The following is a 17,302-nucleotide window of genomic DNA, read 5'->3' as shown; positions in this document are numbered from 1 at the left end:
AGGTTGTTCTCTTAACTCTTAAAAGAGGTAAGAAGAATATGGTGGAGGGAGACGGATTCGAACCATCGAAGGCGGAGCCGGCAGATTTACAGTCTGCTCCCTTTGGCCACTCGGGAACCCCTCCAGGGTGTTTTTCCTAACTCATAATGGATAGGCTAAAGAGATGTTTTTCCCAACGCATCTCTCAAGTGCGGAGCGCATCATAGCAAACACGTTAAACCTGTAAAGAGTTTTTCTTATGGTTTTGTGTTGAATGCTGCCTTTTTGGGCAAAGATGGCGAAAAGTACGCATATTGCTCGGGAAGTGAACATCTGTACTAAGGTTTACGTAGTGATAGGTAACACCTTGAGGTAACTCGCTTTCTACATTGTGTTTGGTTTGTGCAATTCGCCAAGAAACGTAAATGGAATTTAATCTAGATTTACACTTCTTGACGTTACAGCATTCATCAGTTGATAGAATACGGTTAATTTCATTTATAGAGAATAATACCAATCGTAGTAAGTAACTTGTCGTTCTAGCTTATTAAAATGCTCGAAAGCTGCGTTAGGATTTTTGATTGTAGGATAACTACTTATCGAAGCTATCCTGTTGAAAAGATCAGCCTGGTTCTCAAGCCATTTTTCTACGCTATTTCTGACCACTTACTCACTGTGATTGCTATAAAACTTACTTGCAGACCATAATTATGAAAAATAAATCTGTTTTAACCCTGCTTAGCTTGTCTATTCTTTTGGCGTCTCCAGCCGCACTTGCTAAACGTATGGGCCCTAGCACTGTCACTGTTGTTACTGAGCAGGTTGATATTCACCAAGTTAGCCAATCTCTTTCGTTGGTCGGTAAGCTAGAAGCCGAGCAATCGGTAATGATCACTTCTGAAGTGGCTGGCAGAGTGGACTCTATCAACATTAAAGCCAATCAAGATGTCACTAAAGGGCAGATGTTGGTTCAACTCGACGATGACAAAGCAAAAGCGGCAGTTGCAGAAGCGCAAGCTTATCTAAAAGACGAGCAACGTAAGCTAGCGGAATTTCAACGCCTAGTGAAACGTAACGCGATCACGCAAACTGAAATTGACGCTCAGAAAACGAACGTAGAGATTGCCAACGCTCGTTTAGCTGCTGCAAATGCCAATCTGAAAGATCTTCACATCAGCGCGCCATTCTCGGGCACTGTTGGTTTTATCGACTTTAGCCGCGGTAAAATGGTGACAGCAGGTACTGAACTCGTGACCTTAGATGACCTATCGGTAATGCAATTAGATCTGCAGATCCCGGAGCGCTACCTTTCTAAACTGTCTAGAGGTATGAAAGTAACGGCTCGCACTAGCGCATGGGGCGACACTCAGTTCACTGGTACTGTAGTAGGCATTGATTCTCGTATTAACGCTGAAACCTTGAACCTTCGAGTTCGAATCCACTTCGACAACAATAATGATTATCTAAAGCCAGGTATGTTAGTGGCGGCGGATATGGACTTCCCACCAGTGGAAGCGCCAATCATTCCAGTTCAAGCGCTTGAGTATTCAGGTACGAAGCGTTTCGTTTATGTTATCGACGAAGATAATAAAGCAACTCGTACAGAAGTTTTCCTTGGGGCACGTATCGATAACGAAGTCGTGATCGACAAAGGCATCGAAATTGGCCAGAAGATCGTGGTGCAAGGTATCGTGAACATGCGTGACGGCGTCTTGGTTCAAGAGCTTGCCGTTAATCGCCCAGCTGATGCAGCAAGTGATAAAAAAGCACAAGAAGGCGCTAACTAATGTTGTTATCTGATGTTTCTGTAAAGAGACCAGTAGCGGCCGTCGTATTGAGCCTACTATTGGTTGTGTTTGGTATTGTCTCTTTCAATAAGCTCGCGGTTCGTGAGATGCCAGATATTGAAAGCCCGGTAGTATCGATCAGTACTCGTTATGAGGGTGCGTCTGCCACCATCATTGAAAGCCAAATAACCTCCAACCTTGAAGACCAGTTATCCGGCATCAGTGGTATCGATGAGATCGAATCCACAACGCGTAACGGTATGTCGCGTATCACGATTACTTTTGAGCTTGGTTACGACCTCAATACCGGTGTGAGTGATGTTCGTGATGCTGTAGCTCGTGCGCAGCGTTCATTGCCCGATGAAGCCGACGACCCAATTGTTTATAAGAACAATGGTAGTGGTGAAGCTTCGGTCTACATCAACTTAAGTTCGACAGAGATGGACCGAACGCAGTTAACCGACTACACCGAACGTGTGTTGATTGACCGCTTTAGTTTGATTTCTGGCGTGAGCTCGGTGGATATCTCAGGTGGCTTGTACAAAGTAATGTACGTCAAGCTGAAACCTGCGCAGATGGCGGGTCGTGGTGTTACTACCTCCGACATCACATCTGCGTTGAACAGTGAGAACATTGAAAGCCCGGGTGGTGAAGTACGTAACGATGCGATTGTGATGTCGGTTCGTACTGCTCGTTCTTACACTGAAGCTGAAGATTTCGAATACCTAGTCGTTAAACGTGCCTCTGATAACACACCTATCTACTTGAAAGACGTAGCGGATGTTTACATTGGCGCAGAAAACGAGAACTCGACCTTTAAGAGTGACGGCGTTGTTAACGTAAGTATGGGTATCGTGCCTCAGTCAGATGCGAACCCACTTGAGGTGGCTGACTTAGTCCATAAAGAAGTCGAAGCAATTCAAAAGTTCTTGCCAGACGGTACTCGTTTAGCTGTCGATTATGACTCAACAGTCTTTATTGACCGTTCAATCTCAGAGGTATACAGCACACTCTTTATCACGGGCGGCTTGGTTATCCTTGTGCTTTACATCTTTATTGGTCAAGCACGTGCAACACTTATTCCAGCGGTAACCGTACCTGTATCTCTGATCTCGTCGTTTATTGCCGCGTACTACTTCGGTTTCTCCATCAACCTGATTACCCTGATGGCACTTATCCTGTCGATTGGTTTGGTGGTCGATGATGCGATCGTGGTGGTTGAGAACATTTTCCACCATATCGAACGTGGTGAGTCACCACTGCTTGCGGCCTATAAAGGTACTCGTGAAGTAGGCTTCGCGGTAATCGCAACAACGCTTGTATTGGTAATGGTATTCCTACCAATCTCGTTCATGGACGGCATGGTTGGCCTATTGTTTACCGAGTTTTCTGTATTGCTTGCGATGTCGGTGATCTTCTCGTCGCTAGTCGCATTAACGCTAACGCCAGTGCTAGGCAGTAAGATCCTTAAAGCGAACGTTAAACCAAACCGTTTCAATTTGTTTGTCGAGCGCGTATTTGGCAAGCTTGAGTCTGGATACCGCGCGGTATTGCGCCGTGCTCTTAACTGGCGTTGGGCCGCTCCAATCATCATTATCGCGTGTATGGGCGGTAGTTATGGCTTGATGCAACAAGTGCCGTCGCAACTGACGCCACAAGAAGACCGTGGTGTTATATTTGCGTTTGTTCGTGGTGCCGATGCAACCAGTTACAACCGTATGTCTGCCAACATGGACATCGTTGAAGAACGCTTAATGCCATTGCTTGGTCAGGGCTTCTTGAAGTCATTCAGTATTCAATCACCAGCGTTTGGTGGTAATGCGGGTGACCAAACGGGCTTCGTAATCATGATCCTAGAAGACTGGGATGAGCGTGACGTTACCGCACAAGAAGCGTTGAACGAAGTTCGTAAATCGTTGAACGGCATTCCAGATGTGCGTGTATTCCCGTTCATGCCGGGCTTCAAAGGTGGTTCAAGTGAGCCTGTTCAATTCGTACTTGGCGGTTCTGATTACTCTGAACTTCAGAAGTGGGCAGAGCTCTTAAAGCAAGCGGCTGAAGATTCTCCAATGATGGAAGGCGCGGACATCGATTACTCTGAGAAAACACCAGAGCTATTGGTAACCGTAGATAAGCAGCGTGCAGCAGAGCTAGGTGTTAGCGTTTCAGACATTTCAGATACGTTAGAAATCATGCTTGGCGGCCGCAGTGAAACGACCTTCGTTGACCGTGGTGAAGAGTACGACGTGTATCTGCGTGGTGATGAAAACAGCTTCAACAACGCGAACGATCTAAGCCAAATCTACATGCGAACTCAGTCTGGTGAGCTGGTTACACTTGATACGCTGACGCACATTGAAGAAGTGGCTTCATCGATTCGTTTGTCGCACTACAACAAGCAGAAATCGGTGACCATTAAAGCGAACCTAATGGAAGGTTACACGCTGGGTGACGCGCTCGATTTCCTTGATGAACAAGCGATTGAACAGCTACCGGGTGATATTTCAGTGAGCTACTCTGGCGAGTCAAAAGACTTTAAAGAGAACCAATCAAGTATCCTAGTGGTGTTTGCGCTAGCGATGCTGGTCGCATACTTGGTACTGGCCGCGCAGTTTGAAAGCTTCATTAACCCGCTGGTGGTGATGTTCACCGTACCTATGGGTATCTTCGGTGGCTTCTTAGGCTTGGTGCTGATGAGTCAAGGGCTCAACGTCTACAGCCAGATTGGTATGATCATGTTGATCGGTATGGTAACCAAAAACGGTATCTTGATCGTAGAGTTTGCTAACCAACTTCGTGACCGTGGTATTGAGTTTGAAAAGGCGATCATTGATGCTTCTGCTCGACGCTTACGTCCAATCATGATGACGGCATTCACGACGCTGGCTGGTGCAATTCCATTGATTACTTCAACGGGCGCAGGCTATGAAAGCCGAGTGGCTGTGGGTACGGTTATCTTCTTCGGTATGGGCTTCGCGACATTGGTTACTCTGTTCGTAATTCCTGCGATGTACCGACTGATTTCAGGATCAACACGCTCTCCGGGTCACGTGGAAGCGGAACTTAATAAAGAGCTTAGCCATGACAACGTGGGAAGAACCTCTCACGGTTAATGAACACGCACGATTAATGAACACGGAATAGTGTAACAATATTGAAAAGCCTGCGTTTGCTCCTAGCGAATTTCAGGCTTTTTTTGTATAACAAACAGAGCTCAACGAATTAATACAATAAATCGAATAAAGGAAAGTAAAGTGGCTGAATTTAAATACAAAGATCTTTCTCAAGAAGAACAAGATAAGCTGGATGCAGCAACCTTTCGTCGCCTGCTAGCACACCTAGATAACAATAAAGATGTGCAGAACATCGATCTGATGATCTTGGCTGGCTTTTGCCGAAACTGTTTCAGTAAATGGTACAAAGCGGAAGCAGAGCAACAAGGCTTAGACTTGGATATCGATGACGCTCGTGAGCGTGTATACGGCATGACTTACGATGAGTGGAAACAAAACCATCAACCAAAAGCGACGCCTGAACAACTCGCGGCATTTGAAGCGAAGCAGAAGCCAGAGTAATTTGTTCTCGTTAGTGGCTGACTAATAGAATGAATAAACAAAAAGAGCCCATCAAGGGCTCTTTTCTATTTCGAACTATCGGTTTCGAACTTAAGCCAACTCACCCGTTTGCGAGAAAGCTTCTAACTTCGCTGCATAAGGTTGTAGGTCACCGATATTCAGATTTACCCACTCGTCATTGAAGTAAGTGTCTAGGTAACGCTCACCACTGTCACACAGTAAAGTCACGATAGAACCTTTTTCTCCACGTGCTTTCATTTCACTGGCTAATTGAAGCACACCGTACATGTTAGTCCCGGTTGATGCGCCGACCTTGCGACCAAGAATGTCAGATAACCAATGTGTCGTTGCGATACTTGCTGCGTCTGGGATTTTACGCATTTCGTCAACCACACCAGGAATGAAGCTTGGTTCTGCTCGTGGGCGACCAATGCCTTCAATCTTGCTGAATGTACTACATTTCACGTTCGCATTGCCTGTTTGGAAGTATTCGTGGAATACAGAGTTCTCAGGGTCCACAACACAAAGCTTAGTTTCATGTTGTTGGTAGCGAATGAAACGGCCAATCGTCGCTGAAGTACCGCCAGTACCTGGGCTCATTACTACCCAAGCCGGAACTGGGTGATCTTCCATCTGCATTTGATTGAAAATCGAGTTCGCGATGTTGTTGTTACCACGCCAGTCGGTTGCGCGCTCAGCGTAAGTAAATTGATCCATGTAGTGACCATTCAATTCTTCTGCTAAACGGCGAGACTCATCGTAAATTTCATCTGAGCGGTCCACAAGATGCGCTTGGCCGCCGTAGAATTCAATTTGCTCGATCTTTTTCTTCGCTGTGCATTTTGGCATTACCGCGATAAATGGAAGGCCAAGTAGGCGAGCGAAGTAAGCTTCAGACACCGCAGTACTGCCCGATGAAGATTCAATGATCGTGGTTTCTGGGCCAACCCAACCGTTACAGATAGCGTATAAGAAGAGAGAACGCGCTAAACGGTGCTTTAAAGAGCCTGTAGGGTGTGTGCTTTCATCTTTAAGGTAAACATCAATGCCTTCGATACTTGGTAGATCGAGCTTGATAAGGTGCGTATCCGCTGAGCGTTGGTAGTCCGCTTCAATTTTACGAATCGCGTTGTTAATCCATTGATGGTCAGTGCACATAAGCGTTCTCCTGATCGAGTGTAGGAATTCTTTGTAATTGGTATGGTTCTAATTTAGCTACAATCAGAGAGAAAAACTTTGCCATATTTGCTTTGTTTTGCTTAAATTGTAGAAAATAATTCTCTTTAAATGCAATTTGGTGAAAATGTGATAGATGCCGTAGATAAAAAAATATTAGGATTACTGCAAGAAGATAGCACCCTGTCATTGAATGACATTTCTGAAGCGGTCAATCTCACCACAACGCCTTGCTGGAAAAGGCTTAAGCGCCTCGAAGAGAACGGCATTATTGAGAAAAGAGTCGCGCTGCTGAACCCAGAAAAGCTCGATCTTTCTTTTACCGCGTTCGTATTGATTAAAACCAGTGATCATTCTCACGAATGGTATGGTCGTTTTGTGAATACTGTGTCGGAATTTCCAGAAGTGATGGAGTTTTATCGTATGGCTGGCGAATATGACTATATGATGAAGGTTCAGGTTAAAGACATGAAGTGCTTTGATGATTTCTACAAGCGCTTGGTGAATAGCATTGACGGTATCTCTAATGTGACCTCGACATTTGCGATGGAACCATTGAAGTACACGACAGCACTGCCGCTTTAAGCTCAACCTAATCTTAGGCTACCTATCGTTTCAGTTTAACTATCTTCTCAGTTTAGATCTCGCCTCTGCGATAAAAGAAAAGGATCATTCATGTTTGCAAAAGTATCTACCGCGATCCAATTGGTATTAGCGGTCGCCATTTTTTACTTGGGCTACACCATCTATTCGTTTACTAATAAAGTAGGGGAGATCGTCGATACTTATCCGCAGGTTATCGAAGATTTATCCGGTCTCACGAAAGGGCTAAAAGTGGAAGAGCTGCTAGCATTTGCTGAACATGTTAGTGAGCTTGCTCCTCAAGTTCTGAACACAGTCGAAGAGGTCAGAAAGACGATCGATGACGTGAATCAAACCGTAGCCTCGGTCGACAACAAAATCCCTGCGATATTAGATGAAGTGAAAAATGTTCGAACGGAAGTCGAGCAGGTAAGAACCGATGTTATTCCACCAACATTAACTGAATTAAAGAGATACCGCGTAGACGTAATGCCACCAATGCTCGCTGAAAGTAAGTCTTACCGCGAACAGACTATTCCTGTCATCGTCACGGAATCTGAAATGCTACGAGCGGAAGTCCCAGGTATTTTGGCACAAGCTAATTTGTTAGCTGATAAGAGTAAGGAACTCGCTCAGGGAGCCGCTGAGGGCGCGGTGAAAGGCGTAGTGTTATCGCCATTTAACCTTCTACGAGACGCAGGTGATGGCATTAAAACGCGAGTTCAAGGCGAGTTTGAGCCAACGTTAGAAGTTGAGTAGGTTTTATTGATTTTTGCGTGACGAGTTTTCTTAAGCGTCATTAAAGAAAGAGGCTAGGTATTAAACCTAGCCTCTTTTTGTTTGTGCGTATTTGGGGCTTGTAAGAAGCGTTTATCCGCTATTTATTTGAGTGCTATTTAGTAAAGCGCATCACACCTTCTTGTACTGCTGTCGCTACCAGCTCACCTTTCTGGTTGAAGATCTCGCCGCGCACTAGGCCGCGAGTGTTCGCTGCCGTTGGGCTTTCAATCGCATAAAGCAGCCATTCGTCCATTTTGAATGGGCGGTGGAACCAGATTGAGTGGTCAATCGTCGCCACTTGAAAATTTGGCGTCATGATAGAGACTTCATGTGGGTGAAGCGCCGTCACTAAGAATCCCCAATCCGATGCGTAGGCAAGCAGGTATTGGTGGATCAAGTGGTTGTCTGGCATCGCGCCATTCGCTCTTACCCAAAGGTATTGTTTCGCTTCCGTCTTCTTAGGTTTCAGTGGGTTTACCACCGTCACCGGACGCATCTCAATCGGCTTTTCGCCACAGAAGGTTTTGCGCAGTTTCTCTGGTAAGAATTCCGCAATGTGGCTCGCTAATTCAGTTTCTGAGGCAAAGTTCTCTGGTCCCGGAATATCAGGCATTGAAATCTGGTGCTCAAACCCTGGCGCATCGCCATGATAAGAAGCAGTGAGATAGAAAATAGGGCGGCCATTTTGAATCGCTTTTACACGGCGTGTGCTAAAGCTGCGTCCATCTCGTAGGTTCTCAACATCGTAAATGATTGGCTTTTCAGGATCGCCGGGAAACAGAAAATAACTGTGGAACGAGTGAACACTACGGTCGTCTTGAACGGTATAACGAGCAGCAGAAAGCGCTTGTCCCAATACCTGACCGCCGTATACCTGTGGTAGGCCTAGGTTCTCACTTTGCCCACGGAATAAACCTTCTTCCAGTTTTTCTAGCTGAAGTAAACTTAGTAATTCTTGTAAAGGTTGACTCATCGCCAGCATTCCTCTTCGTAAAATGGGTGTCAGATTATGGTGTTAATCATTTAGCTTAGTCAGATATCTGTCAATAAATCATAGGGTTTCAAGACAGAATATGAAAGCTCTCTTATAATTGGTGAGTAGATTTGCCGAGTCCGGCAAACATGTTGAGAGAAATTGAATATGAAAAAGGCTCTAATTCTTATTACGTCTTTAGTATCGTTTGGCCTACTTGTTGGTTGCCAAGCAACATCAGAAACGAGCGCTTCTCAGGAAGTGGTTGCAGAGAACACTCAAGTGATTTCAGGAACAGTAAGCTACCGTGAAAGAATTGCATTGCCAGAGAATGCAGTGGTTACCGTTACGCTAGAAGATATCTCACTGGCTGATGCACCATCGACGGTTATCGCAACTCAAGAGTTCACCACAGACGGTAAGCAAGTACCGTTCGCATTCGAGCTGAGCTACGACAACGACAAAATTAAAGCTAACCACCGTTACAACATGCGCGCATCGATTCATGTTGACGGCAAACTGCGTTTCACTACTGACACGATTAAGTCAGTAATTACTGATGTAGAAAATACACAGCAAGCAGACCTACGTTTGGTTGGTGTTCGTTAATCAGAAGTCGATGCCACTGTTAAGGCATCTTGATTGGCTTAACTTAGCCAGTTGAATCAGCGATTAGTGGCAGCTCTAGGGCTGCCATTTGTATATTCTGAGTTTGATCTTTCCTGCATCACTCACCTCAATCCCTTCTTTAACCAAATGCTGCTTTTGTCGGTCGAACGAATCACCCTTTAAAGAGATTTCACCCTTGCTGTTTATCACTCGATACCAAGGCAGTTTGCTACCTTCTGGCAGGTTACCCAGCGCTTTACCAACATGGCGCGCATAGCCCGGAAATCCTGAAAAACGTGCTATGTCTCCATAAGTTGTTACTTTTCCATATGGAATTTGGTGAATCACAGCAAAGATTTGGCTCAAAAATTGGTCCATACTAAATGTTCCTAGTTCATAAATACCAATCACAGTAAATAAGTGTTCAAAAATAGCGCAGGGAAAAAGCTTGAGAGCAAGGCCGCTCTTTTTGATAAGAAGTTTTGATAAGTAGTTATTCTACAATCAAAAAATCTAACGAGGTTATCGAGTTTTTTAACAAGCTAGGGTGACCAGTTAATTACTACGATTGGTATGGTACCACGGATCGGTAGAAGGAGAGGGCTATGGTATTTACAACGTTTCAGTTCTTGATCACCACATTATTAGCGGTTGTTTGCGCGAGAGCAATCAGTTTAAGTGAGGGAGATATCCCGGTGCTTGCAATGGTAATTCCTGCTTTATGGATTTTACCGCAGGGGGGCATAGCAGGATTAGCTTTGCTTGTTTCCATGACCACTTATGGTCTAACCCTTCCTTTGCAGCCTATCACGCTGTCTGTCAGTGCGTGGGTACTATTCCCGTTATTGATGGTGGTCTTCTCAAGACGCAGTAGTTTGTCGGTCGTGATTATTTCCGGCTTGATTGTGACTACTTTGCAGGTCGGGATCATGGTGACACAATCAGCAGGCAAGCTTGAAGGTGTCCCGTGGGTTACCACACTTCAAACCTTATCAATCATCGTGATTTGGTGGGCGGCAAATCATCTTAAGCCTGCCAGCCGACACAGCTGGTGGTCATTAGGCTTAATACTTCCATTATGGATAGCCGATTTACCTTATGCCGCTTTGGTTGCCTTGTGTGTAACGGGCATCATGGCATCGATGGAAACGCTGACGCGCTTGAAAACCTTCCGCTGGAATAAACTACTGTGTTGGACACTGCCAACGGTCGGTTTTGCGGCTCTGGTGATTACTCCAAGCATCGAAGTACCGAGCCCAGTCTTTGTGGTGTGGTTGTGTCTATTAGGTACCGCGTGGATGACAGACTACATCATTCGCACAGAAGATAACGAAGACATCGATATCTAGTACTCCAGCAATCCAAACCTTCCAAATGCAGGTAAATGGTGAATTTACCTGCGATTTTCTAATGGTTTGAATAAAGGATAAGCACTTAGACCGCAATTGTTCAAAAATAGGGTGGAAGGGCTTGCAATGGTTGCTGTGATGCTTAATAATCCAATCACTCTTTGAGGCAAGCCTCTTAGAAAACGAATCTATGGGGGCCTGGTCCTCCCGCAACAATAGCTCGTGAACTCGGTCAGGCCTGGAAGGGAGCAGCCGCAGCGAGTGACTTGTGTGCCGGGATGTGGCTGGGTTCCCACCCCTTATGAAGCCTGCAATATATGTTCGCATAAATTGCAGGCTTTCTTCATTTCTGCATCATAAGTCTTCATATTTGCACCATAAGTCTTCATAGTCTATTTTTTGTTGTAGGTTTACAACAAAAGTGATTTGCTATGTTCGACCAAACTAAGAAATCATCTCACGTACACAACATCTGTAAGTTCATGAGCTTGAAGAATGATGCTGTTGTTCGCACTCTCTCCATTTTGGAGTTCGATTTCTGCTTTCACCTCGAATATAACGCAAACGTTAAAAGTTTTACCTCTCAACCTTTTGGCTTCCACTATCAATTCAATAATCGTAAGTGCCGATATACCCCAGATTTTTTAGTAACAAATCACAACGAGCAGTCAACCCTCTTCGAAGTAAAACACTCTAGTCAGATTCTCAAACCTGATTTCAGGAACAGATTTGAAGAGAAACAAAGAGTTGCGTTGAATGAGTTCAACAGACGCTTAGTTTTGGTTACTGAGAAACAAATTAGAATGGGACCGACGTTAGATAACTTTAAGTTACTGCATCGTTATTCCGGATTGCGAACTGTGACTGAGTTTCAAAAGTTAGTGTTAGCGTTTATTCAACGTAAACAAATGGTGCAGCTACAAGAGGTGTCTTTGTATTTCGGATTATCGGAACAGGACACACTTATCTCTACTCTTCCTTGGATCTCTTCGGGGCAAGTCAAAACAGACCTCAACAATATTGGCTTTGGCCTCGAAACCTACGTTTGGTGTTAACTATGCCATCGGACTCTAACAACATATTTGGGTTCTTTGATGAATTTGAAGCTTCAGAGGGAGAGTCTCAGCAGCTTCCAATAGAGCTAATTCATGAACCTATTGAAATATCCTCAACTATTGATTCTCAATCACCGAAGGTACAGCAAGAAGTTATCCGTCGTATCAAAATCATCGCGTTCGTAGAGAAGCGTTTAAAAGGCGGATGGACCGAGAAAAACTTGAACCCTCTCTTAAATCTTGTGGAATCGGAATTACAACTCATTCCCCCGAGTTGGCGAACTTTAGCAACTTGGAAAAAATCTTACTTTGAAGCGGGTAAAGACCCATGTGCGCTTATTCCTAAGCATACGTTTAAAGGCAATCGACAAAAAGAGTTCGATTCTCAATCTTTAGTTGATGAAGCAATTAACAGCGTATACCTGACTCGTGAACGCTTAAGTGCTGCTGAAGCATATCGATACTATAAGAGTCGAGTGATTCAAATAAATCGTGGGATTGTCGAGGGGAAAATAAAACCAATTTCCGAACGTTCTTTTTACAATCGAATACACGACTTACCTCCTTATGAGGTAGCGATTGCAAGGTTTGGTAAACGATACGCAGACCGAGAATTTCGCTCGGTTGGTCAGCAAGTAGTTTCGACCAAACCAATGGAGTATGTCGAAATTGACCATACACCAGTCCCAGTAATTTTGATTGATGACGAGCTAGATATTCCTTTGGGTCGACCCTACCTGACGATGCTATATGACCGCTTCAGTAAATGTATCGTTGGGTGCAGTATCAACTTTAGAGAGCCTAGTTTTGACTCTGTCAGAAAGGCGCTATTGAACTCGCTACTAGATAAGAGTTGGGTAAAGCAAAGGTATCCATCCATTGATAATGAATGGCCTTGTCACGGCAAAATTGACTGTTTAGTTGTCGATAATGGTGCTGAATTTTGGAGTCAAAGCTTGGAAGATTCGTTACGGCCTCTAGTGTCTGACATCCAATACAGTCAAGCAGCTAAACCTTGGCGAAAGTCAGGGATCGAAAAGCTGTTTGATCAGATGAATAAAGGGTTAGTTAATTCACTACCTGGAAAAACATTCACCAACCCTACTCAACTACAAGATTACAACCCAAAGAAGGATGCGGTGGTTAGAGTTTCTGTATTTCTTGAATTACTTCATAAATGGATTGTCGATTATTACCACATGGCACCAGATTCAAGAGAACGTGATATTCCATACCACAAGTGGAACCAATCGGAATGGACTCCCTCCTACTACGTTGGTGCTGAGAAGGAGCAGTTGAGAGTTGAGCTAGGTTTGCTTAGACACAGAACTATTGGAGTGGCAGGGATCAGGCTTCATAACCTACGCTATCAGTCCTCAGAACTTATTGAATACCGTAAATACTGGGCGTCCAATAATGGCAAAAAGCTGTTTGTTAAGACCAAAACAGACCCTTCAGATATCAGCTACATCCATGTTTACCTAGAATCGGAAAAGAGGTACATAAAAGTTCCAGCGGTAGACAACAACGGATATACAAAAGGACTGTCCCTTTTTGAACATGAGCGCATACATAAAGTACGCAGGCTTAACACTAAGCAGCTTGCTGATGATGAGGCGCTTGCGGATACATTTCTGTATATGAAGAAACGTATTCAGGAAGAAACCGATAGATTCCGCGGTGCAAAAAGCAATAAGGCTAGCTTGCCTAAAACGGGCAATACTTCGAAATTAGCAAAGTTTAATGATGTGGGCTCAGAAGGGCCAAGCTCAATCAATGCGACTCCAGTAAAACAAGAAACCACGGTAGTGTTCGATGTCTCAGAGCAATTATCTGATGATGATTTTGAAGATATTGAGGGGTATTAATTTGAACTTAACGTCTAGTCAGTTTGAGCAGCTAAAGTCCTATGAAACCAGCTTTATCGAGTACCCTGCAATAACTGAAATCTACTCCATTTTCGATCAACTTCGTTTTAATCACTCCCTTGGCGGTGAACCGGAGTCTTTCTTGTTAACTGGTGAGGCCGGAAGTGGAAAGACGGCTTTGATTAACAATTATCTATCACGCTTTCTGCCGAGTTCAACTTGGAGCAAACAACCGGTTCTTAGCACCAGAGTGCCAAGCCGCATAAATGAACAGAACACGCTTACGCAGTTTCTAGTCGATTTAGATGGAAAGTCAGGCGGAAGAGGTACCCGACGACGTAATGAAATTGCTCTTGGTGAGGCAGTTGTAAAGCAACTTAAACGTAAATCTGTTGAGCTGATTATCGTCAATGAAATTCAAGAGCTTGTGGAGTTTTCTACAGCAGAAGAAAGGCAAGCTATTGCTAATACGTTCAAATATATAAGTGAAGAAGCAAAAGTCTCGTTTGTGCTGGTTGGTATGCCATATGCTGATGTAATAGCGACAGAGCCACAATGGAACTCACGATTAAGTTGGAGACGAAAGATTAACTATTTCAAGCTGTTGAAAGCTAACAGCCATTCGAGTGGAACGGCATCTTATAGTTTTGACTTGGAGCAAAAAAAGCACTTTGCTAAATTTGTCGCTGGTTTGAGTGCGAGAATGGGCTGTGAAGAACCGCCGGTGCTTACAAAAAATGAAGTGTTATATCCTTTGTTTATTATGTGTAGAGGGGAGTGCCGAGCGTTAAAGCACTTCTTGAAAGACGCACTACTTATGAGTTTCAGTGAGAACGTTGATACGATAGATAAAGCGATATTGTCACGTACTTTTTCATTTAAGTTCCCCTACTTGGACAACCCTTTTAATTGTTCTATCGAGGAGCTTCGTCTTCATCAAATTGACTCTGGATCGTCTTACAATCTGAATGCCATTGCCGTAGAAGATAAGATACTTGCTCCGCGATTTACGGATGCAATTCCATTGAGTATGTTATTGAGCAAAAATGGACTTAAAGCTTAAGTATTACTTCTAGCTCTTTAGGCTCTCCAGTAACACCGCCTTCTCTTCATCACTCATCTTATCAATGGCACATGCTAACTCAGCGCTCAATTCGCTCCTACAGAAAAAGTAGTTTAGCGGCACATCTAACTCTTCAGCCATACGTTCAAGCGTACCAATATCGGGTACATGTCTGCCTTTTTCGTAATGATTCATACGACCGCTAGCAGAACTCTGCTCCATACCAATTTTCACCCCTAAATCTTTTTGGGTGATCTTGGCTTTTTTACGCGCAGCTTTGAGCCTCGCTGGGATTGGGTTGTCTTTTTGCACTTACACATTTCTTTTCAACCTTTAGATAACTTAGATTGTCTAAGTTTTACTGATTTTTGTATACTTAGCAATCCTAAGTTTTTATTGCCTGTAAGAGTCACATGAAGAAAGTAACCAGAATTAACCCTCACATGTTTAACCTATTGATTGAAAAAGGGATGGACAATTTCTCCGTCACAGAAGCTAGGGATGCTTTGTTAAACGGTACTTCAGCCTTCCCGAGCAAGGTCGACGCGCGAAAGTATGTTTATAAACAACTTCTATCACTTGAGGAGAAAGGTTGGCTTTCTGTTATTGGGACTCGTAGAGACAAACGTTACCATCAAACTAACGAATTCAAAGCGCTCACAGTTGAGCCTAGATCGGGTCGAAATAGGCAAGCTAAAGTCGATTCAATGGCTGTTCAAACTTCGGAGTACTCTATACATGCATTAGAGCAAGAGAAGAAACAGTATGAAGGCGAGTTGGCAATTACTCTAGGCGAGATTGAGGAATACCAATCGTTGTTAATGCGTTTCCCAAACAATAAGCAAGATATGCAGCCGCTATTTAATGCGGCAAGAGAACGCTCAGCCAAGCTATTAGGCAGAATTAATGCACTAACCAACTGGATGCAAGTCGCGCAAAGTAAGGCTCCTCAATGTTAAGAGCATGGCAAGCCGAGTGTGCAGCTCAAGCTATCGAGAAATTCACTTCAAACAAGTATTCACACTTCTTCTGCCAAGCGACTCCTGGAGCGGGTAAAACCGTTATGGCCGCCGAGGTTGCGAGACGGTTATTTGAACAAGGCATGATTGACTTAGTGCTGTGTTTCTCTCCTTCACTGACTGTTGCAGAAGGGATGCAAAAGACCTTTTCATGGAAACTGGAATGTTCTTTTAATGGAGGCTTGGGTTCTCTTGGGGGCTCTTATACCTATCAATCCATCCGTTTTTTAGATGAAAACTTCTGGAACACCGTCAGTAAGTATCGAGTACTAGTGGTATTTGATGAGATCCATCATTGCTCGTTTGATGATGAGGGACGGTCAAATTCATGGGGGCTAGAAATCGTCTCGAAGATCCAAAGCTTTGCTCGTTATACTCTGGCGCTGTCGGGCACTCCTTGGCGTTCTGATCGGTTACCTATTGTCATGGCTGAGTATTCTGATCCTGAAGGCAAGGTTGTTTGCGATTATCAATACGGCTTGCAACAGGCAGTTGAAGATAAGGTATGCCGCCGCCCTAAAATCGTTTTAATCGATAATGAACACCTGAGCGTTAAGGCTAGCAGTGACAATCAACACTTCGCCTCTATTCTTGATTGCCTTAAACAATCCGATGTCTCTTATCAAAGCGTCATCCACAACGAAGATGCTATGAATTACATACTAAATAGCGGCTGCCAAAAGTTAGAGCAGATAAGGGAAGAGTCCCCAAGTGCTGGAGGCTTGGTGGTCGCCTCTTCTATTAAGCACGCTAAAGACATTCAAAAGCGACTTGTTGAGCACTTTAATCAATCAGCATGCATAGTGACTTATCATCATGATAATCCGTTACATGAAATTGAGTCCTTTCGTCACTCAACGGTTCAGTGGATAGTGAGTGTTGGGATGATAAGTGAAGGAACGGATATCCCTCGGCTTCAGGTTTGTTGTCATATGAGCTCGGTAAAAACGGAACTGTACTTCAGGCAAGTGCTTGGAAGGATATTGAGAGTTAATGATTCACCCAACCAAGAAGCATGGTTGTATACCTTCGCTGAAGAAAATTTGATTGGGTTTGCTGAAAGAATTGAGCAGGATATTCCTGATAGCTGCTTGTACATTAAACAAGAGAATAATGTGCCGAGCGCTACTGATGAAAAGCACCTGACACCGAGTACCGTGTCGGGAAGCGTTCAATCTGATCGACCTCACCCAAGCCTACTTAATTGGGGAGAAGCTTCAGATGTTATCAACTCAAATAATGTAGGACTCACTTTAGCTTTGGATGAGCTGAGATTAGGTCAATTTAAGCAGAGGGTTATTGCAGCGTTCACTTAAACTGTAGTAACTCATATTAGATCTTACACATCGGCTTGTTAGTCACGACTAGATCGTACAAGCCGACTTGTTGAAATCGTAACTCATTCTTGGACAGAACCTTGCCAGTTACATTACTAAATTAGGATATAACGGATTAGTTGAAGTATAGGAAGTTAACGCCGCAAACAA

At 44.0% G+C, this 17,302-nt stretch carries 16 protein-coding genes, 1 tRNA gene and 1 other RNA gene; 13 read left to right on the top strand and 5 right to left on the bottom strand.

The features are described from left to right. Positions 1-39 precede the first annotated feature (39 nt). Positions 40-124, bottom strand: a tRNA-Tyr gene (locus tag AB4512_RS19145). Between the two features lie 565 nt (positions 125-689). On the opposite strand from AB4512_RS19145, the gene AB4512_RS19140 reads away from it, so the two are divergent. From AB4512_RS19140 to AB4512_RS19130, 3 genes are all read left to right on the top strand, one after another. Continuing rightward, positions 690-1,766: an efflux RND transporter periplasmic adaptor subunit gene (locus AB4512_RS19140; RefSeq protein WP_372175357.1), complete on the top strand. Its 1,077-nt coding sequence runs from the start codon at positions 690-692 to the stop codon at positions 1,764-1,766. Beyond that, positions 1,766-4,879 carry a vibriobactin export RND transporter permease subunit VexH gene (gene vexH / locus AB4512_RS19135; RefSeq protein WP_017062023.1) on the top strand — a complete coding sequence of 1,038 codons (3,114 nt, stop codon included), beginning with the start codon at positions 1,766-1,768 and terminating at the stop codon, positions 4,877-4,879. The genes AB4512_RS19140 and vexH overlap by 1 nt, the downstream gene beginning before the upstream one ends. Before the next feature lie 141 nt (positions 4,880-5,020). Next, complete coding sequence (locus AB4512_RS19130; protein WP_004736423.1) at positions 5,021-5,341, top strand: DUF1244 domain-containing protein; 321 nt, start codon at positions 5,021-5,023, stop codon at positions 5,339-5,341. A 90-nt stretch (positions 5,342-5,431) separates the two neighbouring features. Here the strand turns inward: AB4512_RS19130 and AB4512_RS19125 are convergent, their stop codons facing one another. Beyond that, complete coding sequence (locus tag AB4512_RS19125) at positions 5,432-6,499, bottom strand: PLP-dependent cysteine synthase family protein (protein WP_136978152.1); 1,068 nt, start codon at positions 6,497-6,499, stop codon at positions 5,432-5,434. A 129-nt stretch (positions 6,500-6,628) separates the two neighbouring features. Here AB4512_RS19125 and AB4512_RS19120 point away from each other — a divergent pair, with 129 nt between their 5' ends. Further along, positions 6,629-7,102, top strand: coding sequence for an Lrp/AsnC family transcriptional regulator (locus tag AB4512_RS19120; protein ID WP_017099910.1), 474 nt, complete (start codon positions 6,629-6,631; stop codon positions 7,100-7,102). A gap of 90 nt (positions 7,103-7,192) precedes the next feature. Further along, positions 7,193-7,858: a hypothetical protein gene (locus AB4512_RS19115; protein ID WP_372149148.1), complete on the top strand. Its 666-nt coding sequence runs from the start codon at positions 7,193-7,195 to the stop codon at positions 7,856-7,858. Between the two features lie 133 nt (positions 7,859-7,991). Here the strand turns inward: AB4512_RS19115 and tesB are convergent, their stop codons facing one another. Continuing rightward, positions 7,992-8,852, bottom strand: coding sequence for an acyl-CoA thioesterase II (tesB, locus tag AB4512_RS19110; RefSeq protein WP_029235187.1), 861 nt, complete (start codon positions 8,850-8,852; stop codon positions 7,992-7,994). Between the two features lie 168 nt (positions 8,853-9,020). Between tesB and AB4512_RS19105 the strand changes: the two genes are divergently transcribed. Continuing rightward, positions 9,021-9,461 (top strand): YbaY family lipoprotein, encoded by a 441-nt coding sequence (locus AB4512_RS19105; RefSeq protein ID WP_102319976.1) that lies wholly within the window; start codon positions 9,021-9,023, stop codon positions 9,459-9,461. 75 nt (positions 9,462-9,536) lie between these two features. Here the strand turns inward: AB4512_RS19105 and AB4512_RS19100 are convergent, their stop codons facing one another. Then, positions 9,537-9,839 (bottom strand): MGMT family protein, encoded by a 303-nt coding sequence (locus AB4512_RS19100; RefSeq protein WP_048609271.1) that lies wholly within the window; start codon positions 9,837-9,839, stop codon positions 9,537-9,539. A gap of 227 nt (positions 9,840-10,066) precedes the next feature. On the opposite strand from AB4512_RS19100, the gene AB4512_RS19095 reads away from it, so the two are divergent. The 5 genes from AB4512_RS19095 (at position 10,067) to AB4512_RS19075 (ending at position 14,796) form a co-directional block, all read left to right on the top strand. Further along, the gene (locus tag AB4512_RS19095; RefSeq protein WP_017064066.1) at positions 10,067-10,810 is read left to right on the top strand and encodes a hypothetical protein; all 744 of its coding nucleotides are present in this window, start codon (positions 10,067-10,069) and stop codon (positions 10,808-10,810) included. 196 nt (positions 10,811-11,006) lie between these two features. Beyond that, an RNA gene (ffs, locus tag AB4512_RS19090) (signal recognition particle sRNA small type) lies at positions 11,007-11,103 on the top strand. A 138-nt stretch (positions 11,104-11,241) separates the two neighbouring features. Beyond that, positions 11,242-11,865, top strand: coding sequence for a TnsA endonuclease N-terminal domain-containing protein (locus AB4512_RS19085; RefSeq protein WP_123311380.1), 624 nt, complete (start codon positions 11,242-11,244; stop codon positions 11,863-11,865). A gap of 2 nt (positions 11,866-11,867) precedes the next feature. After that, entirely contained in the window at positions 11,868-13,733 is a 1,866-nt protein-coding gene (locus AB4512_RS19080) for a Mu transposase C-terminal domain-containing protein (RefSeq protein ID WP_372175356.1), read from the top strand. Further along, positions 13,702-14,796, top strand: coding sequence for a TniB family NTP-binding protein (locus AB4512_RS19075; protein WP_372175358.1), 1,095 nt, complete (start codon positions 13,702-13,704; stop codon positions 14,794-14,796). Before AB4512_RS19080 ends, AB4512_RS19075 begins: the two co-directional genes overlap by 32 nt. Positions 14,797-14,805: 9 nt before the next feature. On the opposite strand, the gene AB4512_RS19070 is transcribed toward AB4512_RS19075, so the two are convergent. Beyond that, positions 14,806-15,108 (bottom strand): helix-turn-helix domain-containing protein, encoded by a 303-nt coding sequence (locus AB4512_RS19070; protein ID WP_372175355.1) that lies wholly within the window; start codon positions 15,106-15,108, stop codon positions 14,806-14,808. Positions 15,109-15,209: 101 nt separating this feature from the next. Between AB4512_RS19070 and AB4512_RS19065 the strand changes: the two genes are divergently transcribed. Both AB4512_RS19065 and AB4512_RS19060 read left to right on the top strand, forming a co-directional pair. Next, positions 15,210-15,755: a hypothetical protein gene (locus AB4512_RS19065; protein WP_371724562.1), complete on the top strand. Its 546-nt coding sequence runs from the start codon at positions 15,210-15,212 to the stop codon at positions 15,753-15,755. Then, a complete protein-coding gene (locus tag AB4512_RS19060; RefSeq protein ID WP_372118948.1) occupies positions 15,749-17,131 on the top strand; it encodes a DEAD/DEAH box helicase in 1,383 nt (460 codons plus the stop codon). The genes AB4512_RS19065 and AB4512_RS19060 overlap by 7 nt, the downstream gene beginning before the upstream one ends. Positions 17,132-17,302: the final 171 nt, after the last annotated feature.

The sequence above is a fragment of the Vibrio sp. 10N.222.52.B7 genome, assembly GCF_041474275.1.
In the GTDB taxonomy this organism is placed as follows: domain Bacteria; phylum Pseudomonadota; class Gammaproteobacteria; order Enterobacterales; family Vibrionaceae; genus Vibrio; species Vibrio crassostreae_C.
The sequence above is the reverse complement of the archived record's forward strand: the minus strand, read 5'-3'. Positions and strand labels throughout refer to the sequence as shown.